This window comes from Aliiroseovarius sp. (assembly GCF_965228805.1).
In the GTDB taxonomy this organism is placed as follows: Bacteria; Pseudomonadota; Alphaproteobacteria; order Rhodobacterales; family Rhodobacteraceae; genus JASBTN01.
Window position 1 is genome coordinate 1,566,735 of sequence record NZ_CBDDIE010000003.1, and the last position, 20,366, is coordinate 1,587,100.

The 20,366-nt window shown below is 59.7% G+C and carries 20 protein-coding genes and 2 riboswitches; of the genes, 16 read left to right on the top strand and 4 right to left on the bottom strand.

The window, feature by feature from the left end; genetic code table 11:
• Positions 1-373: 373 nt before the first annotated feature.
• Positions 374-1,006: a tyrosine-type recombinase/integrase gene (locus ACO07D_RS08860; protein ID WP_421702585.1), complete on the bottom strand. Its 633-nt coding sequence runs from the start codon at positions 1,004-1,006 to the stop codon at positions 374-376.
• A gap of 247 nt (positions 1,007-1,253) precedes the next feature.
• Positions 1,254-1,461: riboswitch (cobalamin riboswitch) on the top strand.
• 88 nt (positions 1,462-1,549) lie between these two features.
• Here ACO07D_RS08860 and ACO07D_RS08865 point away from each other — a divergent pair.
• From ACO07D_RS08865 to ACO07D_RS08895, 7 genes are all read left to right on the top strand, one after another.
• On the top strand, positions 1,550-2,269 hold the full coding sequence (locus ACO07D_RS08865) for a (2Fe-2S) ferredoxin domain-containing protein (protein WP_421702586.1): 720 nt from the start codon (positions 1,550-1,552) through the stop codon (positions 2,267-2,269).
• Positions 2,256-3,188 (top strand): ABC transporter substrate-binding protein, encoded by a 933-nt coding sequence (locus ACO07D_RS08870; RefSeq protein ID WP_421702587.1) that lies wholly within the window; start codon positions 2,256-2,258, stop codon positions 3,186-3,188. Before ACO07D_RS08865 ends, ACO07D_RS08870 begins: the two co-directional genes overlap by 14 nt.
• A 36-nt stretch (positions 3,189-3,224) precedes the next feature.
• Positions 3,225-4,196 (top strand): FecCD family ABC transporter permease, encoded by a 972-nt coding sequence (locus tag ACO07D_RS08875; protein WP_421702588.1) that lies wholly within the window; start codon positions 3,225-3,227, stop codon positions 4,194-4,196.
• A complete protein-coding gene (locus ACO07D_RS08880) occupies positions 4,186-4,941 on the top strand; it encodes an ABC transporter ATP-binding protein (protein WP_421702589.1) in 756 nt (251 codons plus the stop codon). The genes ACO07D_RS08875 and ACO07D_RS08880 overlap by 11 nt, the downstream gene beginning before the upstream one ends.
• Before the next feature lie 82 nt (positions 4,942-5,023).
• Positions 5,024-5,227, top strand: a riboswitch (cobalamin riboswitch).
• Positions 5,228-5,309: 82 nt separating this feature from the next.
• On the top strand, positions 5,310-6,563 hold the full coding sequence (locus ACO07D_RS08885) for an aromatic ring-hydroxylating oxygenase subunit alpha (protein ID WP_421702590.1): 1,254 nt from the start codon (positions 5,310-5,312) through the stop codon (positions 6,561-6,563).
• A gap of 5 nt (positions 6,564-6,568) precedes the next feature.
• On the top strand, positions 6,569-7,648 hold the full coding sequence (locus ACO07D_RS08890) for a 2Fe-2S iron-sulfur cluster-binding protein (protein WP_421702591.1): 1,080 nt from the start codon (positions 6,569-6,571) through the stop codon (positions 7,646-7,648).
• A gap of 487 nt (positions 7,649-8,135) precedes the next feature.
• Positions 8,136-8,336 (top strand): hypothetical protein, encoded by a 201-nt coding sequence (locus tag ACO07D_RS08895; protein WP_421702592.1) that lies wholly within the window; start codon positions 8,136-8,138, stop codon positions 8,334-8,336.
• Here the strand turns inward: ACO07D_RS08895 and ACO07D_RS08900 are convergent.
• Positions 8,328-8,897: a contact-dependent growth inhibition system immunity protein gene (locus tag ACO07D_RS08900; protein WP_421702593.1), complete on the bottom strand. Its 570-nt coding sequence runs from the start codon at positions 8,895-8,897 to the stop codon at positions 8,328-8,330. The two genes, ACO07D_RS08895 and ACO07D_RS08900, sit on opposite strands and share 9 nt — an antisense overlap.
• The gene (locus ACO07D_RS08905) at positions 8,894-10,393 is read right to left on the bottom strand and encodes a phage minor head protein (protein ID WP_421702594.1); all 1,500 of its coding nucleotides are present in this window, start codon (positions 10,391-10,393) and stop codon (positions 8,894-8,896) included. The genes ACO07D_RS08900 and ACO07D_RS08905 overlap by 4 nt, the downstream gene beginning before the upstream one ends.
• Before the next feature lie 349 nt (positions 10,394-10,742).
• Here ACO07D_RS08905 and ACO07D_RS08910 point away from each other — a divergent pair, with 349 nt between their 5' ends.
• The 8 genes from ACO07D_RS08910 to nhaA all read left to right on the top strand — a co-directional run bounded on the left by ACO07D_RS08910 (position 10,743) and on the right by nhaA (position 17,565).
• A complete protein-coding gene (locus ACO07D_RS08910) occupies positions 10,743-11,375 on the top strand; it encodes a tyrosine-type recombinase/integrase (protein WP_421702585.1) in 633 nt (210 codons plus the stop codon).
• A gap of 397 nt (positions 11,376-11,772) precedes the next feature.
• The gene (locus ACO07D_RS08915; RefSeq protein ID WP_421705015.1) at positions 11,773-12,282 is read left to right on the top strand and encodes a sigma-70 family RNA polymerase sigma factor; all 510 of its coding nucleotides are present in this window, start codon (positions 11,773-11,775) and stop codon (positions 12,280-12,282) included.
• Positions 12,279-12,965: an anti-sigma factor gene (locus ACO07D_RS08920; RefSeq protein WP_421702595.1), complete on the top strand. Its 687-nt coding sequence runs from the start codon at positions 12,279-12,281 to the stop codon at positions 12,963-12,965. The genes ACO07D_RS08915 and ACO07D_RS08920 overlap by 4 nt, the downstream gene beginning before the upstream one ends.
• A gap of 122 nt (positions 12,966-13,087) precedes the next feature.
• The gene (locus ACO07D_RS08925; protein ID WP_421702596.1) at positions 13,088-13,639 is read left to right on the top strand and encodes a fasciclin domain-containing protein; all 552 of its coding nucleotides are present in this window, start codon (positions 13,088-13,090) and stop codon (positions 13,637-13,639) included.
• A 70-nt stretch (positions 13,640-13,709) separates the two neighbouring features.
• Positions 13,710-14,168 (top strand): peptide-methionine (R)-S-oxide reductase MsrB, encoded by a 459-nt coding sequence (msrB, locus tag ACO07D_RS08930; RefSeq protein ID WP_421702597.1) that lies wholly within the window; start codon positions 13,710-13,712, stop codon positions 14,166-14,168.
• A gap of 43 nt (positions 14,169-14,211) precedes the next feature.
• On the top strand, positions 14,212-14,472 hold the full coding sequence (locus ACO07D_RS08935; RefSeq protein ID WP_421702598.1) for a hypothetical protein: 261 nt from the start codon (positions 14,212-14,214) through the stop codon (positions 14,470-14,472).
• A 96-nt stretch (positions 14,473-14,568) separates the two neighbouring features.
• Entirely contained in the window at positions 14,569-15,414 is an 846-nt protein-coding gene (locus ACO07D_RS08940) for a DUF4394 domain-containing protein (RefSeq protein WP_421702599.1), read from the top strand.
• 351 nt (positions 15,415-15,765) lie between these two features.
• The gene (gene nhaA / locus ACO07D_RS08945; RefSeq protein ID WP_421702600.1) at positions 15,766-17,565 is read left to right on the top strand and encodes a Na+/H+ antiporter NhaA; all 1,800 of its coding nucleotides are present in this window, start codon (positions 15,766-15,768) and stop codon (positions 17,563-17,565) included.
• A gap of 50 nt (positions 17,566-17,615) precedes the next feature.
• On the opposite strand, the gene ACO07D_RS08950 is transcribed toward nhaA, so the two are convergent.
• Positions 17,616-18,233, bottom strand: coding sequence for a TetR/AcrR family transcriptional regulator (locus ACO07D_RS08950; protein WP_421702601.1), 618 nt, complete (start codon positions 18,231-18,233; stop codon positions 17,616-17,618).
• Positions 18,234-18,323: 90 nt separating this feature from the next.
• Between ACO07D_RS08950 and ACO07D_RS08955 the strand changes: the two genes are divergently transcribed.
• Positions 18,324-20,366 carry an FAD-dependent oxidoreductase gene (locus ACO07D_RS08955; RefSeq protein WP_421702602.1) on the top strand — a complete coding sequence of 681 codons (2,043 nt, stop codon included), beginning with the start codon at positions 18,324-18,326 and terminating at the stop codon, positions 20,364-20,366.

The following is a 20,366-nucleotide window of genomic DNA, read 5'->3' on the forward strand; positions in this document are numbered from 1 at the left end:
GGACACAAGAATTTGACGACGTATCCTTTTGACGCTCGGCTGATTGGGTGCGAAACCGGAGGCCCTTGAGATTTCCGGCGAAATGAGGGGCACAATGGTGGATAGACGACACAGTTGCCAAACCAGTGCGAGCAAAGTTTGTCCCGCTACTCGTAAATTTGACGCCTACCCCATGCTGCGGCCAGCACTAATGGCCGTTTCTGCCGCTGCGCGGCGGCACCGGATTTTTCGCTAATGCCGCACTTTTCGTGCCGCGTGCGCACGCAGCGAGAATGTCCAAGGTACAGGATGGGTTCAGTCCTGCCGCCTACTGCAGGATGTACGAAGGCCTGGTCTGGATTGGCGAACGGCAATAGCCGCCCGCCAACGTCGTTCAGATGTCTATTCGTTCAGCGATGCTTAGCGCATCTTCCAACTCAACGCCCAGATAACGCACTGTGCTATCGACCTTGGTGTGGCCCAACAAAAGTTGCACGGCGCGAAGGTTGCCCGTCTTGCGGTAATTCTCCGCAGCTTTGGTTCGACGCATCGAGTGTGTACCGTATCCACTGGGTTCCAGGCCAATCGCTGTCACCCAGTCTCGCACAAGCCGACCATATTGACGTGTTGAGATATGCGGGCGGTCATGGAAGCGGCTCGGGAACATAAAGCGGCATCCGATCATCTCAGGTGATCTTACCCACGCAATAACTGTATCCCTCGTGTTTTCAGTCAGGTCGAACTGAACGGGTTTCTTGGTCTTACTCTGGATTATTGAAACTCGTTCACGAACGCGGTCATCTTTGACCAAATCGGCCACGGCGAGTTTGACCAGATCACAGCCGCGCAGCTTGCTATCGATTGCAACGTTAAACAGCGCAAGGTCACGAAGATAACCAGCAAGTTCGAGCCGGGCACGTATGGCCCACACCTGTTTTGGCAGCAGTGGACGTTTCTGCCCAATAATCCGCCCCTTGTTCCAGGCTCTGCGTTTCGGGGTTGTTGCAGGAAGTTGGACTCTTGGCATGATTTGCCCTCCGATCCTCCCTCCAAGCCCAATCATCAGCACCGCGCTGACCGGGCGAGTGTACAAGCAAGGCTGAACGCCCGTTTTGGGAAGCTGGCTAAATGGGCATCTTCTGCGCGCGCATTGGTCTGCAACGAGCCCATTTTGACCGATGCTGCGCTCTGCAGGAATGACTGTAAGAAGCGCATCGCCGCCGCTGTCCACTTATGCTATCTGCCGATATTCCTTGACGGACAATCGTCTTTGCCCCAGACACGTCTGAGATGGTTCCCCGCGCCTTGCGCCAAGGGGATGAAAAGGGAATTCGGTGCGGGCATCTTGCTCAAGTCCGGAACTGCCCCCGCAACTGTAAGCGGTAAGCAACCCGTCGACACCACTGGATCGCATGAGATCCGGGAAGGGACGGCACGCTTTGATCCGCAAGTCAGGAGACCTGCCATCATCGAAACGTAACCAACCGGGCGGAGGGCCCCAGGAGGATGAGATGACGGATATCTTCGGGCTTGTGCACTGCGCCAACCTGCCTCCTGTATCGGGGCAGAGATGGACGCATATATCTATCTGATTTCAGCGCAATACGTCAGTCAGGCCCGGTTCCGTGACGTCGCTGATGCGCTGGTAAAGGCCGCGCCCGTCGAGGCGCGGGCCGTCAGGCTGGAGACGTCCGGCGACGGGCTCTGGCATGCGCTGGATGATCTGACGGCGCGGCTTGCCACCCGGATCGAATTGCGGCCGATTGGCCTGCCATTCTCTCAGAGCCTTGAAAAGTGGCTGCCGAATGCCGCGGCCAGTTGGCTTGCCCGGCAGGGAGAGAACGCGCCTGAATTGTATTTTGCGACATCCCTGCAGACCGACCTGAATGTCATTCACGCCGCCGCGAACGCAAAAGTCGCGCTAAGGCCAATTGCGCCAAAGCCGTCCGGTGAGCTTGGAAAGGGCTGGGACACCCCACCTGCGTTTCGGCATCATCTGCTCGTTTGTGCCGGGCCACGGTGTCACCTGAAGGACGCCCCAAATCTGGTCGACGCGCTCAGGGCGGAACTTGGCCGCGCGGGGCAGAGCTCGGATTGTCTGGTCACAACAACCGGTTGCCTGTTTCCCTGCAATGCGGGTCCGGTGATCGTGCACTATCCGCATGGCAATTGGTACCGTGTGGAGACCATGGACGACATCCGGACCTTTGTGTCCGGGGCGCTGCGCGCCGGAACCATTCCCCGTTCTCTACTCATTCATCAAACAGGAGACATCCATGAACCTGCTTAAATACCTTGTGCCCTTGGGGCTTGTGGCCGCGACCGCTCAGGCTGATCCGGTGACTGTGCAAAGCTGTGGTGTGGAATACACGTTCCAAGAGGCTCCGGCACGTGCAATCACCCTGAACCAACAGGCGACCGAAGTGATGCTAGCGCTGGGGCTGGAGGGATCAATGGTCGGTACCGCCTATCTGGACGATGAGATTCCGGCCCAGTGGAAGGATGCCTTCGGCACCGTTCCAGTTCTGGCCGAGAAGTACCCAGCGGCAGAGGTTGTTCTGGCCAATGAGCCTGATTTCCTGTTTGCGGGTTTTGGCTCGGCCTTTTCCGAAGACAATCTGGGCGCGGCGCAGAAATGGCATGATCTGGGTGTTGGCACCTATCTGGTTGACGCTTCCTGCGGCGACGCGCATCCCAAAAATGTCCCGCTGACGATTGAGCCCATCCTCAAGGATATCGGGACCATCGGGCAGATATTCTCGGTCGAAGATCGCGCAGAGGCGCTGATCGCCGAAACCAAAGCGCGTATTGATGCAGTTCAGGCCGACCCGGCAGGCGCGGGCCGCTCGGCATTTATCTACGATAGCGGCGATGAGACGCCCTATTCGATCGGATGCTGCGGAGGTCCGGCTCTGGTTGCGAAAACTGCAGGGCTGAACAGCATCAGCGATGATGTCGAGGGCACCTGGGTCGATCTGGCCTGGGAACGTGTTGTCGAAGCCGACCCGGATGTGATCCTGCTGATCGAAGCGGGCTGGTCGTCAGCGGCCGAAAAGCGCGCCTATATGGAAAGTGATCCGGTCCTGTCCGAACTGACCGCCGTGAAGGAAGGGCGTTTCGTGACGGTGCCGTTCTCTGAAACGCTTTTGGGGATGCGCTTTGCCGATGGTGTCGAAAACCTGAACGGACAGCTGGCTGAGCTCGAGTAGATGCAAGCCCGGTTTCTGGTCCTGTTTCCCACGGCAATGGTCGCGATGGTGCTTGTCGCCGTTGCGGGCATTCTTTGGGGCACCGCAGATATCAGTTGGTCGGATCGCTTTGCCATCCTGATCCGCAGCGAAGGTGCCCCGCGTGGCCTGTCATTGATCGTCTGGCAATGGCGGATTCCCCGGGTGTTGGCGGTTGGGCTGATCGGGGCCGGGCTTGCTCTTGTCGGAGCGTTGATGCAAACGGCGCTGCGCAACCCGATGGCGGACCCTTACCTTATGGGCCTGTCCTCCGGTGCCTCTGCGGCAGCGGTGGCAGCGATCATCTGGTTGCCGACATCAGTAACCGAAACGCTGGGCGTTCCGGTGATTGCCTTCGCCGGTGCCGCCGTGGCGTTCCTGATGACACTGGGCCTGTCCCAGCAACGCGGGCACCAGCTTGATCCCCTGGTTGTCATACTGGCCGGCGTGGCCGTTTCCCTGATGTTTCAGTCAGTGACGGCCTTTTTCCTCTATGTTGGTGATCCGCATGTCACCCGCAACGCTCTGGGCTGGCTCATGGGCACGGCGGCAGGCACCGAATGGTCCGAGCTTCCGATGCTGGTTTTCTCGCTTGCAGTGATCGCGAGCCTGTTTTTGATGCGGGCGGATGCGCTGGATGCAACACTGCTGGGTGAAGAACGCGCTCAGGCTCTGGGTATTCGAACCGGGCGTCTACGCGTGATGATATTCGTTGCCACGGTTGTCCTGACTGGACTGGCTGTTTCCGTGGCCGGGATTGTTGGCTTTATAGGTCTGATCATCCCGCACATGGCGCGGCTGCTGGTCGGTGCACGGCACAAGGTATTGTTGCCTTTGTCGATGGTTCTGGGTGCCCTTGTTCTGATTGCTGTTGATCTGCTGTGCCGGGTCCTTCTGGCACCGCAGGAACTGCCGCTTGGTGTCTTGCTGGCGTTGTTTGCAGCGCCGCCTTTCATCTTCATTTTGCGGGGATTGCGTCGTGCCGTCTGATCTCGCTCTGGAAATCCGCGATCTGTCGGTCGAAGTGGGCGGTCGGCCCTATGTGCGCGGCGTCTCTTTGACCATCCCGCAGGGCGAAATCCACTGTTTGCTGGGGCCGAACGGTGCCGGCAAGACAACCGTTTTGCGCACGATCTACCGTGCCGAGCGCCCAAGCGCAGGCGAGATCATCGCAGACGGCCGCAGCATAGATGACTATGCCCATCACGAATGGGCGCGCAAAGCAGGGGCGCTGGTGCAAAGTTCGGGGCTGCTGGCCGGGCTGACCCCGGCAGACATCGTCGAAATCGGCCTGTCCGTTCTGGGCCTGAACGGGCACGAGCTGACCGGACGCAGGGATGACGCTTTGGACCTGGTCGGGTTGAGCCAAAAGCGAAACCAGCCTGCCGATCATCTGTCGGGGGGCGAACTGCAACGGTGTTACTTTGCCCAGCTGCTGGCCTGCGATCCAGAGATTTACATTCTTGACGAGCCGACCAACCATCTTGATCTGCACTATCAACTCGTACTGCTGAACGAAGTCAGGCGGCGGGGCCGAACGGTATTGATGACACTCCACGACCTCAATCTGGTCGCGCGGTACTGCGATCATATCCATTTGATGAATGGCGGGAAAATCGTCGATCAGGGCAAGCCGTCAAATGTTCTGACGCGCCGGAACCTGAGGGCGCATTTTCTGGTCGACGCCTACCTCGACTCGCAGTCCCTGGTGATTAACGGCCCGGTTGCGACGTGATCGAAATCCGACCTCCGCGCAGACCCATGTCTGTTTTGGAACCGGAATTGTCGCATGTATTTCATCGCCTAAGCGGGGCTGAACTATTCTGTGCCTGTGAGGTGCCGCTGTTTGATTCTGAAACAGCGGAGAATTGGGAAGCCGGTGTAATTCCGGCACTGCCCCCGCAACGGTAACGAAGGTCAGGTTCGGCAATCAGCCACTGGGAAGAGGATCCCGGGAAGGTGCCGACACCGGGCGCAAGCCCCTTCCAAGTCCGGAAACCAGCCTCGCAGATATGTCAAACCGCGGGTGGCGGTGGGGGCAACCGGTTCGGACGTGATCCTCGCGCGTCTCCGGACGGTTCTCCGGTGTCACCTGCCCAAACAATGCCGCGGGGCGCGGCAGGAGAGCCGGAAGTGAATACCATTCAAAACCTGTTGGCGCGCCGAAACCCGGCACATGCCCTGGAACAAGCGTTTTATACCGATCCCGGGATTTTTCAGACCGACCTTGAAACCATCCACTATCGCGACTGGCTGTTTGCTATCCCGGCCTGTGAATTGGAGAAGCCCGGCAGCTATGTCACCTATAACGTCGGCGCTTATCGCGTGATTATCGTCCGGGGAGCAGACAATCAGATCCGGGCGTTTCACAACACCTGCCGTCATCGCGGGTCGGTCATCTGCAAGGCGGCGAAAGGCCATGCCCCGAAGCTGGTCTGCCCTTATCATCAATGGACCTATGAACTGGACGGCTCGCTGCTGTGGGCCCGCGACATGGGGCCGGATTTCGACCCCAGCCAACACGGGCTTAAGACCATGCATTGCCGTGAACTGGCCGGGCTGGTCTATATCTGTCTGGCAGATGAAGCGCCCGATTTCGACAGTTTCGCCACAATAGCGCGCCCTTATCTGGAGCCGCACGGTCTGGGCAATGCCAAGGTGGCGTTCGAAAGCTCGATCATCGAAATGGGCAACTGGAAACTGGTCTGGGAGAACAACCGGGAATGTTATCACTGCGGCGGCAATCACCCGGCGTTGTGCCGCACCTTCCCGGATGACCCAGCGATCACCGGCATCGAAGGCGGCGAAACTCCGGCCCATATGCAGGCCCATTTCGACCGGTGCGAGGCTGCAGGACTGCCATCGCAGTTCTACCTGAATAACGACGGACAGTATCGTCTGGCGCGGATGCCCCTGAAGGAAGGCGCGGAAAGCTATACCATGGACGGCAAATCCGCCGTGCGGCGCTGGCTGGGCCGGTCGCCATTCGCCGATGCCGGGGCTTTGTTGAAATTCCACTACCCGACCACCTGGAACCATTTCCTTGCGGATCACTCCATTGTCTTCCGCGTCACCCCGATCAGCCCAACGGAAACCGAGGTCACCACGAAATGGCTGGTCCACAAGGACGCGGTGGAAGGTGTCGATTATGATCTGAAACGCCTGACCGAGGTCTGGGTTGCCACCAATGACGAAGACCGCCGGGTCGTTGAGGATAATCAGCAAGGCATCAACAGCCCCGCTTATACCCCCGGGCCATATTCAGCGACCCAGGAATCCGGTGTGCTTCAATTCGTTGATTGGTATTGCACCACGCTGGCGGATCGTTTGGCCCCTGGCATCATGGCTGCGGAGTGACGGCGATGAAAGACCTCAGCTCAGCCGCCGCCATCTGGCAGGACAATGAAATGCTGGAATGCGTCTCGGTTGTCCCCGAGATGCCAAATACCGCCAGCTTTACGTTTCGGGCTCCTTCGGGCGCCTTGTTCGCGTACCTTCCCGGACAGTTTCTGACCTTGGAAATCCCGGCTCCGGGCCAGCCGGGCGGGGTGGTGCATCGCACCTACACGATCTCGTCCTCGCCGTCGCGGCCCAGATCGATCACGATCACGGCCAAGGCGCAGCCGGACAGTATCGGCACGCGCTGGATGCTGGACAATCTGCAGCCCGGTATGCGGATCAAGGTCATCGGGCCCGCAGGGCTGTTCACCAATGCCGAAAGCGACGCAGGTAAATACCTGTTCATTTCCGCTGGTTCGGGCATCACACCAATGATGTCGATGACGACCTGCATGTGGGACGAAGGCCGCGATCTGGACATTGTCTTCATCAACTGTGCCAAACGGCCTTCGGAAATCATCTTCCGCCAGCGATTGGAGCAGATGGCCAGCCGGACGCACGGGTTGGACCTGAAGTTTGTTGTCGAAGAACCTGACCCGTACCGCCCCTGGACCGGTTATCAGGGCCAGTTCAACCAGCTGATGCTGGGCCTGATGGCTCCCGATTACCTGGACCGCGAGGTTTATTGCTGTGGACCCGAGCCCTTTATGCAGGCGGTGCGCGATGCCCTGACCGGCCTGGGGTTTGATATGGGTCGTTACTATCAGGAGAGCTTTGGCGCGCCTGTGGAAACCGAAGCAGATCAGCCGGATCTGGACGACGTTGTCCCGGATGATGACAGCAACGCGGAAATCCTGTTCGCCAGCTCCGGTGTAACGGCCAAAGTGGCCGAGACCGACACGGTTCTGGCCGCCGCACGGTCGGTTGGTCTGAATATCCCGTCGGGCTGTACCTTCGGTGTTTGCGGTACCTGCAAGGTTAAGAAGACTTCTGGTGAAGTTCACATGGTCCACAATGGCGGCATCTCGGAAGACGATATCGAGGCAGGCTACATTCTGGCCTGTTGTTCCAATCCAATTGGTAAGGTCGCAGTCGAAGTTTGAAAGCATGGTGAGCATCGGGACGCCCTTACCAATTTTGTTACAAATAGTTGGGAGCTTCGGCCTTCGGCTATGGCCGCGACGATTATGCTTTAGAGATAGTTACAGACATATTTTGAGAAGAGAGCCGACAGCGACTGAACGACGGCTCAGCGCTGGAAAGCGAGCATTGGCCGATTGCCAACGAAGGTTCGGTTTGTCCGCTCCACGATGGTCGATCCTAATCGCGGCGAAAGCGGGGTTTAAATTTCGAGCCTCAGACCGAATTTCAACGACCGCTCTGGCGAAGATCGCCGCGCTGCCAAATTCCCGGTGCCGCAGGTGCGAAGGTTTTCTGCGTGAGCGAAAGCGGCGTGCGCAAAAGGCGGCAAATCCCGCTTTGTCGTCGTAGAGTTGGGCTGACGCCAAGGTCCGCTTAGGGCTGCCTACGGTCATCCGTACCAGGTGCCGCGAACGGCAGCCGGGAGCCCACACCGGAAGTGTCAAAATCTTGCTGCGCGCGCTCGCAGCGCCGGTTTTTCTGCAATGGCCTAAAATTTTACGCTGCCTTGCAAAAGGGATAGCAGCCGTTGATGAATTGCGCAGCAAATCTGAAACCATGAATTGGAAAGGTGCGGACTTTAGTGAGCTTTCGCCGCAGCTGCGCCAAGGTCTGCTTTGGCTGGCGTCTCGCCTTCAGAACCTACGCTGAACGGCTGATGTCCAGTGCGTCCAGAATGGCCTTGCCGAACGCTTCGTCCGACACGTCTTCCGGCAAGACCGTATCTTCATGGCCGCGAATGCCCTCCCAACTGGAACGCCCGCGATAGCGCCATGGCTTGAGCCTGATCTTTGCGTCCTGCAAGGTCAGCGTCACGCTCCCTGCGCCGTTGTACAGCGCTTTCAGGGTCTTGACACCTGCGCGGGCCTTTTCGGCTTCGTTCAGCGCCTTGATTTCCTCCGGTGTCGGCCACCGCATGATGGCATCCCATTCCGGGTCATCGGGCGTTATGAAACGGCTCGCCATGAGCGCCGCACGCGCTTCACGCCCAATGTCTTCTGCATTCATGTTTGGCGCGAGGTATTCATGGTAGCCCTTGGGGTCAGGGCATCCCGAGCGGTAGACCGCAAATGAGATAATCTTCGTGAACGCGCGATGCGCATTAATGATTGCGCCCTTGGACTCCTTAGGAGGCTTGGCGCGTTTTTTCCACTCCGCGGCCCTTGCGAGCGCTTTCGCTCTTTGCTCTTCGAAGGTTAGCACTTTTCTCATCGGATTCGGCTCACTTCCACGTCGATCCCCAAACTCTCAGCGTAATCTATCGCCCGTTGAATTTGGGTAAACTGTTCAGGTGTCGTGTCATTTGGAATGGCGAGTTCAAGGCGTTTCAAGTCGATTTCGCCCGGGTCCAATGGGAAGGAATTGATATTGGACCCATCAAAGCCGTCGATCTGGTCAATGTATCGCTTCAATGCACCGTAGATACGGCTAGGCCGGTCCACATATCCCGGCGCACGTGTGTCCAGCGTCTTTGCGCTGGTCGCAATACCTGCATCGCGGTCCCAGAAATCGAAGGTCTTGAAGTTGTCAGGTGTACGTTCTCCCAGACCTCCCAATCGCTCAAGGTGATCTTCCCATGGTCCGCCCTGCTCCTTGATCGGCCCGCCCCAACGGATGCCGGGATTGTCGATTGTGTCCCAGTCGGGATCGGATGGCAGACGACGGGCGTTTTCGGCCTCCGCCAAAAGCTCGTCGCGCAATCGGTCTGGGTCATTCGTATCACCACGCCGCCCTCGTCGGCGCAACAGCTTCGCGGCCAGCCCCGCAGGGGCCACGTTCAAAGCGATCAACGTATTCAGATAGGCCCGTTCTCGCGCGGCGTCCTCCACCTGAGCCAGGGTTGCCCGGCATTGGGCAAACTCTCCCATGACCAAGCCGGGGCGGGTCTCAACAGCGTAGGCATATTCCGCGAACGCTTTCGCCGTTTCCGGGAAATCGCGCCAAAATGCCTTGATTTCCTCGATACGTTCTTCAACCGCTTGGCGCATTTCGTCCAGTTCGGCCTGTTCTTCGTCCGAAAGCGTTCCAAACCGTTCGCGCGCCGACAGAACGCCCAATCGGGTGACCCATGCGAGGTTCTCAGGGATTTCACTCAGCGTTTGCCAAATGTCCGCCAGGGTGTCCTTGATGGCTTCCCAAACACCCGCATCCACACCGCGACCATGCGCAACCTGAGCCGCCACGAAATCAGGCTCACATTTCGGTTCATCAAGTAGGTATGGCTCGGCAAAACACCGGCAGTTATAGGCTTGTCCGGGATGACCGGTTTCCGGCGGATTGTCCCAATCAAAGACCTTATCGTCATGCTCGGCATGTACATGGCGCACTTTGTCGTCGTCACGGGATCGCCAGATGTACTGGTCAATCCCAAGGGCGCGCTGCCTGCGTTCATTAATCAGCCCGGAGAATGACGTGATCAGGTTTTCTTCCATCGCACGACGGACGGAGCTGAAGCGGCTTGGCCGCTCGCCATGATCGGCCCAAATCGTTTCCAACCGCTCCGACCACGCCTGAATCGCGGCTGCCTTGTCGCCTGAAACATCCGCCAAGTCGGCAGCGGAAAGAGGGGCATCAAACCCGTCGCGTGTGAACCGCAGCAGGAGATCAGCATTGATCTGATCGGCGAAGTCCAGATTGGTGGCAAATTGCTGCTGCAAGGCCGCGAGACCGGGAATATCTGCCTTGCGCGAAAGCGGGCGCGCGACCATGCCACGCGTGCCTCTCGACAACACGAAACCACCGCTCCCGCCAGACCTTAGAAATTGAGTAAACTTTGTTTCCATGAACCACGCCGCATCCGAATGAACGAGGGGCAACTTCGAGGAAATCTGTTAACAGGATGAAATCAGACCGTACGTTGCCTATGAGTTCTCGTCGGTCGGAACGGACATTCATTCACTGTGCAGCATCCGGTGTGGGCTCGTTGCAGACCAATGCGCGCGCAGAAGATGCCCATTTAGCCAGCTTCCCAAAACGGGCGTTCAGCCTTGCTTGTACACTCGCCCGGTCAGTGCGGTGCTGATGATTGGGCTTGGAGGGAGGATCGGAGGGCAAATCATGCCAAGAGTCCAACTTCCTGCAACAACCCCGAAACGCAGAGCCTGGAACAAGGGGCGGATTATTGGGCAGAAACGTCCACTGCTGCCAAAACAGGTGTGGGCCATACGTGCCCGGCTCGAACTTGCTGGTTATCTTCGTGACCTTGCGCTGTTTAACGTTGCAATCGATAGCAAGCTGCGCGGCTGTGATCTGGTCAAACTCGCCGTGGCCGATTTGGTCAAAGATGACCGCGTTCGTGAACGAGTTTCAATAATCCAGAGTAAGACCAAGAAACCCGTTCAGTTCGACCTGACTGAAAACACGAGGGATACAGTTATTGCGTGGGTAAGATCACCTGAGATGATCGGATGCCGCTTTATGTTCCCGAGCCGCTTCCATGACCGCCCGCATATCTCAACACGTCAATATGGTCGGCTTGTGCGAGACTGGGTGACAGCGATTGGCCTGGAACCCAGTGGATACGGTACACACTCGATGCGTCGAACCAAAGCTGCGGAGAATTACCGCAAGACGGGCAACCTTCGCGCCGTGCAACTTTTGTTGGGCCACACCAAGGTCGATAGCACAGTGCGTTATCTGGGCGTTGAGTTGGAAGATGCGCTAAGCATCGCTGAACGAATAGACATCTGAACGACGTTGGCGGGCGGCTATTGCCGTTCGCCAATCCAGACCAGGCCTTCGTACATCCTGCAGTAGGCGGCAGGACTGAACCCATAGTTACGGATGCTGCACTAAGCACGGACGACCGCTTCTCGTCCTGCGGCCAAAGACGTGACAAATTCAAGCCGAGTTTAGTCAGGGATTTGTGATTGAAGAATTTTCAATGATTCCGGTCTCAGCACGGCCTGTGACAAAAAAACCGTTTTTGAGCCTATGGTTTTGAAATCGGATTTTTGGCAACCTATTCCGCCCAGCCTTCACTTCGTATTCCAACTGGTCTTTCCAGCACCAATCGCGCATTGTCGTTTAGTGAAGCGACCGAAAGCAGATCCCTTTGACAGACACGACTGACATCGAAAACGCGATCATGCGCGTGAGCCTTGGGGACCGGGCCGCGTTTTCTTCGTTATATGATGCGACCTCGGCGAAACTTTTTGGCGTCTGCCTTCGTGTTTTAGGGGACAGGGCAGAAGCCGAGGATACGCTCCAAGACGTTTTTGTTAAGGTTTGGCACAAGGCTGACCGGTATAAAGCCAATGGATACAGTCCAATGACGTGGCTGATCACCCTGGCGCGGAATACGGCCATTGACCGGCTGAGGATGCGGAAAAATGGGACTGTGGACATCGACGATGTGCATGATCTGTCCGATGGAGCGCCGACGCCGGAGGCAGAGGCAATTGCCTCGTCAGAACGACAAAGGCTGAACGACTGCTTCGAGGAACTTGAGGCAGACAGATCAGAAGCGGTGCGCCGGGCCTATCTGGACGGCGACAGCTACAAAGACCTCGCGGCGCGATACGATGTGCCGCTCAACACAATGCGAACCTGGCTGCGCCGCAGCCTACTGACCTTGAAGGATTGCTTGAGCCGATGAGCCAGCAAGAAGATCATAACGACGACTCGGTCTTGGCCGGTGAGTACGTCTTGCATCTTCTTGAAGATGATGAGCGGGCGGCCTTTGAAGCGCGTCTGGCATTGGAGCCTGCCTTGCGCGACCTGGTGCGAGATTGGGATGAGAGCTTTGCCAGCATGGCAGAGGGTGTCCCGCCCGTTACCCCGCCCAAGATGGTCAAAGACAAACTGCAGGCTGCGCTCTTCCCGGATACGGTCAAACCGAAACGATCAATCTGGTCATGGCTGGTAGGCGGCGTCGCAGTGGCCGCCATTGTGGTCGGCGCAATTGTCCTGACGCCCGTGCTGATGCAAGATCCCAGCTTTGATCCAACGTTCACCGCCAGCGTTGCGGCGGGCGACGGCACGCTTGTCGTTGCCGCCCGTTTCATCGCTGAGACAAATGCACTGGAGCTGACCCGAGAAGCCGGGTCGGCCCGCACGGGCCGCGTTTTGGAACTTTGGTTGATCGCCGAAGGCTCAGACACGCCCGTGTCCTTGGGCGTCCTGCCGCCTGAGGCAGATACACAGATCGACATATCGCCCGAAATCGCGCGGCAATTGGCAAATGGTCTTCTGGCCATCAGCGATGAACCTCCCGGAGGCTCGCCCACAGGCGCGCCAACGGGCGAGGTTCTCGCAGTGGGTCAGGTTACAAACACCTGATTTCAAAGGTGAATTCATTTTTTTCGAAAATATCTGATTTTTTCTGAAACTTCTTTCGCCGATCCCCCGTGTCTTCTCCATCGCAAGGCCAAACGGCCTCGCTTCAAAAAAGGAGAAAGACCATGACATTCAAGACACTAGTTGCATCCACCGCCACCGCAATCGCACTGGCCTCCGCAGCATTCGCGATGAACCCCACTGTGGGCGGCGCGCCGATGCTGGAAGAACGCAACATCATCGAGAATGCCGTCAATTCCCCGATCCACACCACGCTCGTTGCCGCTGTCCAGGCTGCTGATCTGGTGGAGACGCTGCAGGGAGAAGGCCCGTTCACTGTTTTTGCACCGGTCAACGACGCGTTTGCCGAATTGCCTGCAGGCACCGTTGAAACGCTTCTGAAGCCTGAAAACAAAGCAATGCTGCAAAAGGTGCTGACGGCCCATGTGGTCGCTGGTGACTGGTCCGCCGCCGATATCATCGCCGCGGCAAATGCAAGCCCCGATGGCTTTTACCACTTCAACGCTGTGTCCGGTGACGCATTGTCGGCGAAGGTGGTGGGCGGTGACCTCTTCATCTTCGACGAAAGCGGCAATGCGGGCAAAGTGACCGTTGCTGATGTGGACCAGTCCAATGGTGTCATCCACGTGGTGAACGCGGTTCTGGTCCCGAAGTAAGACCTGTCTCCACCCCAGCTCTCCCTCCGCCTTTGGCGGGGGGAGCCATCCAAAAGATCAGGAGGCTTTCATGAAACGACGTATGATGATCGCAGGAATGCTTTGCTCGGCAGCACTGCCGCTGCGCGCTGCCACAGGTTCATTTGAAATCACCCGGACCGATGCCGAGTGGCGTGAGATGCTCACGCCGGTTGAATATGCCGTGATGCGCGAAGAGGCGACCGAAACCGCCTTTTCCAGTCCCTTGGATACAGAGACCCGCTCGGGGACCTATAACTGCAAGGGCTGCGACCTGCCTCTTTATAGTTCAGAGCACAAATACGACAGCGGCACCGGATGGCCCAGCTTTTGGCAAAGCCTGCCAGATGCTGTGGGCACCAGACCCGACAACAGCCTCTTTGCGACCCGAACCGAGGTGCATTGCCGCCGCTGTGGATCGCATCTGGGGCACATCTTTGATGATGGCCCCGAGCCTACCGGCAAGCGCCATTGCCTGAACGGCGTCAGCCTGACGTTCCGGGCCGCCTGACGGGCAGTCGAGGTTGAGACAATAACAAGCACATGAGGTCACCATGATGGATCATCTGAAAACCAAAGCTGAATCGGCTCAGGCTCACCTTTCGATGGGCTATGGCCCGGGCCAATTGCGCATCGTGCATGGCGCGGGCGGTGAGATTGCAAAAATCTACGAGGTCCACTCGGGCCGAGAGGTGAGCCGCTATCTCAAAGCGCCCTTTGAATACCGTGACACCCACGACGGCGCAGTGCTGCTGACGTTTGCGCCCAACAGCAACACCGTCACCTCGAAAACCCGCGCATTCGCCGCGGAGTGACAACCAAGACACCCCCGCGCGGGCTCCCGCAGACTGTTGGATGACATCCGACCAAGGGCCAGCGCGCCAATCTTCCCCCTAACAGAAAGGAAACCCATGTTTCGTTTTACAACACTGACCTCCACTCTTGCCCTTCTTGCAGCCCCCGCGCTGGCGGACGGCCATGCCAGCACCATGGGCTATGCCCTGTCCGGCGATGGTACAAGCCTGACGGTGATGGACAGCATCGCCATGCCCGAAGAGGCGCGCAGCGTCACGCTGGCCACACCTGTCCGCTCAATCGCATGGCGTCCTGTCACCGGTGAACTGGTAGGCTTTGCCGACGACAGGATCGTGACGATCAATACGATGACCGGCGAGACGATGGATACCGGCGCCACCTTCATGGGCGACGCGATGATCGCAGAGGACGCTGTTGTTGCGTTCGATTTCAATAACAAGATCGACGCCGTGCGCGCCGTGGGTTCGACCGGTGAAAACCTCGTCTATTTCCCGATGGACTTCGGCGACGAGCGCGCCAATTCCGTGCGCCGCTTTACGGATCTGTTCTATGCCGAGGGCGATATGTCTGACGGCGCAGAGCCATTGATCTTCGCCAATGCCTACACCAACGCCATCAGCGGAGCGAAGGCGAGCGGCACGTTCCAATACGCCCTCGACGCCCGCGCCAATGCTCTGGTGAGCCTGGCCAACAACGCCGGAACGCTTGAAACCATCGGCCCGATCACGATCGATGGTGAACCGGCAGATGTTCTTCCCATTGGCGGCTTCGACATCGTCTCACCGGAAGAAGGCGTGGATGCAGCTTACGCTGTCCTTCAAATCGATGGAGAGGATACAGCCGGGCTTTACGCCATCGACGTCACATCTGGAGCTGCAACCATGCTCGCAGATTTGGGCGCATCGGACATCTCCAGCTTCGCCGTGTCGATGGGCATGTAAGCCGAAAGTTGAATGTAAAGAGTGACCGGTGGCGCAGTCTTGCGCTGCCTTTTTTTGTCAAAGCTCACAGTATCGGTGAGCGGCTTGGACCAAAACTCACACGCTTCTGACATCACCATAGACGACCGTTTGTGACACAGCAGATTCATCCAAAGTCGCCATTAGCGCGGCTGCAGCGAATTGGTGCTTCGTCCGCACTACCGACGTTGGACCAGACTAGTGCAGTGGGCAGCACCGATTTGTCCCCGCTATCTTCACGCATCTCACCAAGGCTTCCAGCCCCTCCCCCCTTGCCATTCCCCCGCCAAAGGCGTTGGTTGGCGCCGACACGAGTGATGAGGCAGACGCGACATGGCCGGACCCCTGACCCCCGCCTTCGACCCGGACAGGGACCTGACCATCGGCGCGGCCGAGGGGCGGGCCAAGCTGGTGTGGTTTGTCGATTTCACCGACCCGCTGACCCGGCGTATGCGCGATGTGTTGCAGCAGACCGCGCGCGGCTTCGGGGCGCGTAATGCGGCGCTCGCGGTGCGCTACCTGCCGGATCCCAGCTTTGGTGAAAGCTCGGATGTCGCCGCCCGCGCCGCCATCGCCGCTCAGGCACAGGGCGCCCATCTGGCGATGTTCCAGGCGCTGTTCTCCCGCCCGCCGCGCTATACCGAAGGGCTGGTCGTGGCCCTGGCCGAGGCGCTGGAGCTCGACACCGACCGGTTCCGCGCCGATCTCTGGTCGGAGGCGACCACCCAGCAGCTCGACCAACACCGCGCCTCCGCCCTCTCGGCGGGTGTCGAACAGACCCCGGCGCTGTTCATCGACGGGCGCGAATATGAGGGCGCCTGGGACGAGGCGAGCCTGGTCGATGCGATCGAGAAACCGATCGCCGTGCGCCTGCACATGGCCACGCAGGAGTTCTTCCGCTGGGCCGCCGCCGCCGGTCTGGTACTGGTGCTGGCGACCCTCGCCGCGCTCTTCGTCGCCAATGCGGGCGGCCATGATTGGTACGAACATTTGCGTCACACCAAGATGGGGCTGGTCGCCGCCGATTGGGCCTTCAAACTGCCGTTCGAGGCCTGGATCAACGACGCGCTGATGGCGCTGTTCTTCCTGCTGGTGGGGATCGAGATCAAACGCGAGATGGTGGATGGTGAACTGTCCGACATGTCCTCCGCCGCGCTGCCCATCATCGGCGCACTGGGCGGCATGATCGTGCCCGCCGCGATCTATGTGGCGATCAACTGGGGCACACCCACGCAGCACGGCTGGGGCATTCCCATGGCCACCGACATTGCCTTTACCCTGGGCATCATGGCGCTGTTGGGCGACCGTGTGCCGACCTCGCTGAAGATCTTCGTGTCTGCCCTGGCCATCGCCGATGACCTTGGTGCGATCCTGGTCATTGCCGCCTTCTATGGCCACGGTTTCCATATGGATGCGTTCGGCGCGGCGGTCTTCGTCTTCGTGCTGATGATGACCCTGAACCGCAGCCGCATCTATTCGCGCATCCCCTACCTGGTCTTGATGGTCTTCCTGTGGTTCTTCATCCACGAAAGCGGGCTGCACGCGACCCTCGCGGGGGTGCTGACCGCCGCCGCCATCCCGTCCCGTCGCCGCGCCAATATCGAAGGCATCGCCGCCCAGGCATCGGCCCTTCTGGAGGCCGAGGCCCGCGATCCCGAAAAACCCATCGCCCATGGCACGCTCGCCCGCCTGCAAACCGCGATCTACCGCCTGCGCGACCCGGGCTTTCATCTGCAACATGCGCTGGAGAACTGGTCGAACTTCCTGATCCTGCCGCTCTTTGCCTTCTTCAACACCGGGATCGTGATCCTTGGCTCCAGCTTCTCGCCCTTCGCCCCCGAGGCGCTGGGCGTCATGGCGGGCCTGGTGATCGGCAAACCCCTGGGCATCTTCGTCTTCGTCTTCATCGCCGTGCAACTGGGCCTCGCCCGGCTCTCGCCCGAGATCAACTGGGCCCAGATCATCGGCGCGGGGCTGCTGGCCGGGGTCGGCTTTACCATGTCGATCTTCATCGGCTCGGCCAGTTTCGAAGGCGCGCAGCTGGACAGTGTCAAACTGGCGATCCTCCTGGCCTCCACCGTGGCCGCCATTGCGGGTTCGCTGGTGCTGATGGCCGCCGCCCGGCGGGGCTGATCACAGCCGCCGGTGCAATCGGGACGCAAAAGCGTGAAAATCAGGAAACCTCAGCCGGTGTGCCGCGCCCGAAAACGGCGTTCCTCGGCTTCGCTGGGGCGGGTGCCGGTAAAGATCTCGATATAGTCGCGGGTCCGGCTGAACCGTGTTTCGGCATCCTCTTCGATCAGCATCGAGATATAGCCGACCTGGGTATAGAGCACCGTCATCGCCCGGGTGGTGGCTTGCGCCTCGTCAAAGCCGAAGCGCCGGAACAGATCGGTAATCGCCTCGCGCCGCAGGTCGTCGGCGCGGCTGACCCGCGTCTGCAAGGCGGCATCGTTGCGCGCCCAGTTGCGCACCGCCAGGTCCAGGCGCGAGTCGAACAGATCGGGATCCTGCCAGCAGTCGAACAGGTTGTAGATCGCTTCGCAGATCGTCTCTGCATAGGCCTCGCAGCGGGCGACGAGGTTGCCGGTGTTCTTGTCTTCCCACCGGGTGATCATCGCCTCCAGCAACGCATCGCGGTCCTTGAAATGCCAATAGAACCCGGTGCGTGTCAGCCCCAGCCGCTTGGCCAACGGCATGACCTTCACCGCCTCCACCCCGCTTTCGCACAGCACCTCATGGGCCGCGTCCAGCCACATGTCCTCGCTCGCGCGGGGCTTTGTCCTGCTTGTCGTGTCCATCGGGCTATTCTCAGGGAACTTGACAGGTGTGTCAATAATGGTGACAGCTATGTCAATCGGAAAGCACGCCCGGATTGGAAAGAGCCAGCCATGTCCAAAGATCCCCTGTTGCAACCCTTTCAGCTCAAGCATCTGACGCTGAAAAACCGGATCATGACCACCAGCCATGAACCGGCCTATCCCGAGGATGGCATGCCCAAGGAACGCTATGCGGCCTATCACGCGGAACGGGCGCGGGCGGGTGTGGCGCTGGCAATGACGGCGGGCTCGGCGGCGGTGTCGCGCGACAGCCCGCCCGCCTTCAACAACGTGCTGGCTTACCGCGACGAGGTCGTGCCCTGGATCCGCCAGCTGACCGACCGGGTGCATGAACACGGCTGCGCGGTGATGATCCAGCTGACCCACCTGGGGCGGCGCACCGGCTGGAACAAGGGCGACTGGCTGCCGTCGCTGTCGTCCTCCAAGCACCGCGAACCGGCCCACCGCGCCTTCCCGAAACTGGCCGAGGATTGGGACATCGAACGCATCATCACGGACTTCGCCGATGCCGCCGAACGCATGCAGGCAGGCGGCATGGACGGGGTCGAGATCATGACCCACAGCCACCTGCTGGACCAGTTCATCTCGCCGCTGACCAATGACCTGGACGGGCCCTATGGCCGGGGTAGCCTGGAAAACCGCATGCGCCTGACCACCGACATCCTTGCCGCCGTGCGCGCCCGGGTGGGTGACGATTTCATCGTCGGCGTGCGTTACTCCCCGGACGAAATGCAGGGTGGCGGCATTACCGAAGACATGGGGATCGAGATCGCCCAGATGCTGGAGGCTCAGGGTCATATCGACTACCTGAACATCAACCGGGGCCGCACCCAGACCGATCCGGGCCTGACCGATGTGATCCCGGTGCAGGGCATGAAGAACGCGCCGCATATCGACTTCGTCGGGCGGGTCAAATCCACCGTCTCCCTGCCGGTGTTCCACGCGTCCAAGATCCCCGACGTCGCCACCGCCCGCCACGCGGTGGCCTCGGGGCTCATGGACATGGTCGGCATGACCCGCGCCCACATGGCCGACCCGCATATCGTGCGCAAGATCACCCTAGGGCGTGAGGATGACATCCGCCCCTGCGTCGGCGCCACCTATTGCCTCGACCGCATCTACCAATCCGGCGATGCGCTCTGCATCCACAACGCGGCGACCGGGCGCGAGCTGACCATGCCGCACCAGATCACCCCCGCGCCCGACAAGAAGAGGGTCGTCATCATCGGCGCCGGCCCCGGCGGGCTCGAGGCCGCCCGCGTCGCCGCCGAACGCGGCCATGACGTGACGGTGTTCGAGGCGCAACCCGACCCCGGCGGCCAGATCCGCCTGACCGCGCAGTCGCCGCGCCGCCGCGAGATGATCTCGATCATCGACTGGCGCATGGCCCAATGCGCCGCCCGCGATGTCGAGTTCCATTTCAACACCTGGGCCGAAGCCGCAGATGTCACCGCGCTGAACCCCGATGTGGTCATCGTCGCCACCGGCGGTCTTCCCAACACCACCCTGTTCGAGGCTGAGGACTCGCCCCACGTCACCAGCACGTGGGACATTATCTCGGGGGACGTGAAACCCGCCTCCCACGTGCTGATCTACGACGAAAGCGGCGACCACCCCGGGCTGCAAGCCGCCGAGGTTGCCGCCGAGGCGGGCAGCAAGGTCGAACTCATGACCCCCGACCGCAGCGTCGCGCCGGAGGTCATGGGCATGACCCTGGTGCCCTACATGCGCGCGCTGCAGGACAAGGACGTTACCTTTACCCTCGCGCGCCGCCTGCTGGAGGTCGCGCGCGACGGCAACAAGCTCACCGCCACCATCGGCACGGATTACTCCGACCACAGCCATACGGCGGCGTATGATCAGATCGTGGTGAACTACGGCACCATGCCGATGGATGACCTCTATTTCGAGCTGAAGGACGGGTCGCGCAACTTGGGCGCCGTCGACCACGACGCCCTGATCGAGGGTCACCCACAGACCCTGGAGCGCAACCCGAAGGGCCGCTATCAACTGTTCCGGATCGGCGACGCCGTTTCGGCCCGCAACACTCACGCAGCCATCTATGATGCGCTGCGCCTGATGAAGGATATCTGA

Excerpts from the sequence above, each read along its gene's own strand:
- ACO07D_RS08885 (WP_421702590.1), top strand. The coding sequence starts at position 5,310 with ATGCCGCGGGGCGCGGCAGGAGAGCCGGAAGTGAATACCATTCAAAAC.
- ACO07D_RS08865 (WP_421702586.1), top strand. The coding sequence starts at position 1,550 with ATGGACGCATATATCTATCTGATTTCAGCGCAATACGTCAGTCAGGCC.
- ACO07D_RS08920 (WP_421702595.1), top strand. The coding sequence starts at position 12,279 with ATGAGCCAGCAAGAAGATCATAACGACGACTCGGTCTTGGCCGGTGAG.
- ACO07D_RS08910 (WP_421702585.1), top strand. The coding sequence starts at position 10,743 with ATGCCAAGAGTCCAACTTCCTGCAACAACCCCGAAACGCAGAGCCTGG.
- ACO07D_RS08940 (WP_421702599.1), top strand. The coding sequence starts at position 14,569 with ATGTTTCGTTTTACAACACTGACCTCCACTCTTGCCCTTCTTGCAGCC.
- msrB (WP_421702597.1), top strand. The coding sequence starts at position 13,710 with ATGAAACGACGTATGATGATCGCAGGAATGCTTTGCTCGGCAGCACTG.
- ACO07D_RS08870 (WP_421702587.1), top strand. The coding sequence starts at position 2,256 with ATGAACCTGCTTAAATACCTTGTGCCCTTGGGGCTTGTGGCCGCGACC.
- ACO07D_RS08950 (WP_421702601.1), bottom strand. The coding sequence starts at position 18,233 with ATGGACACGACAAGCAGGACAAAGCCCCGCGCGAGCGAGGACATGTGG.
- ACO07D_RS08860 (WP_421702585.1), bottom strand. The coding sequence starts at position 1,006 with ATGCCAAGAGTCCAACTTCCTGCAACAACCCCGAAACGCAGAGCCTGG.
- ACO07D_RS08935 (WP_421702598.1), top strand. The coding sequence starts at position 14,212 with ATGATGGATCATCTGAAAACCAAAGCTGAATCGGCTCAGGCTCACCTT.
- ACO07D_RS08925 (WP_421702596.1), top strand. The coding sequence starts at position 13,088 with ATGACATTCAAGACACTAGTTGCATCCACCGCCACCGCAATCGCACTG.
- nhaA (WP_421702600.1), top strand. The coding sequence starts at position 15,766 with ATGGCCGGACCCCTGACCCCCGCCTTCGACCCGGACAGGGACCTGACC.
- ACO07D_RS08915 (WP_421705015.1), top strand. The coding sequence starts at position 11,773 with ATGCGCGTGAGCCTTGGGGACCGGGCCGCGTTTTCTTCGTTATATGAT.
- ACO07D_RS08900 (WP_421702593.1), bottom strand. The coding sequence starts at position 8,897 with ATGAGAAAAGTGCTAACCTTCGAAGAGCAAAGAGCGAAAGCGCTCGCA.
- ACO07D_RS08890 (WP_421702591.1), top strand. The coding sequence starts at position 6,569 with ATGAAAGACCTCAGCTCAGCCGCCGCCATCTGGCAGGACAATGAAATG.
- ACO07D_RS08875 (WP_421702588.1), top strand. The coding sequence starts at position 3,225 with ATGGTCGCGATGGTGCTTGTCGCCGTTGCGGGCATTCTTTGGGGCACC.
- ACO07D_RS08955 (WP_421702602.1), top strand. The coding sequence starts at position 18,324 with ATGTCCAAAGATCCCCTGTTGCAACCCTTTCAGCTCAAGCATCTGACG.
- ACO07D_RS08905 (WP_421702594.1), bottom strand. The coding sequence starts at position 10,393 with ATGGTCGCGCGCCCGCTTTCGCGCAAGGCAGATATTCCCGGTCTCGCG.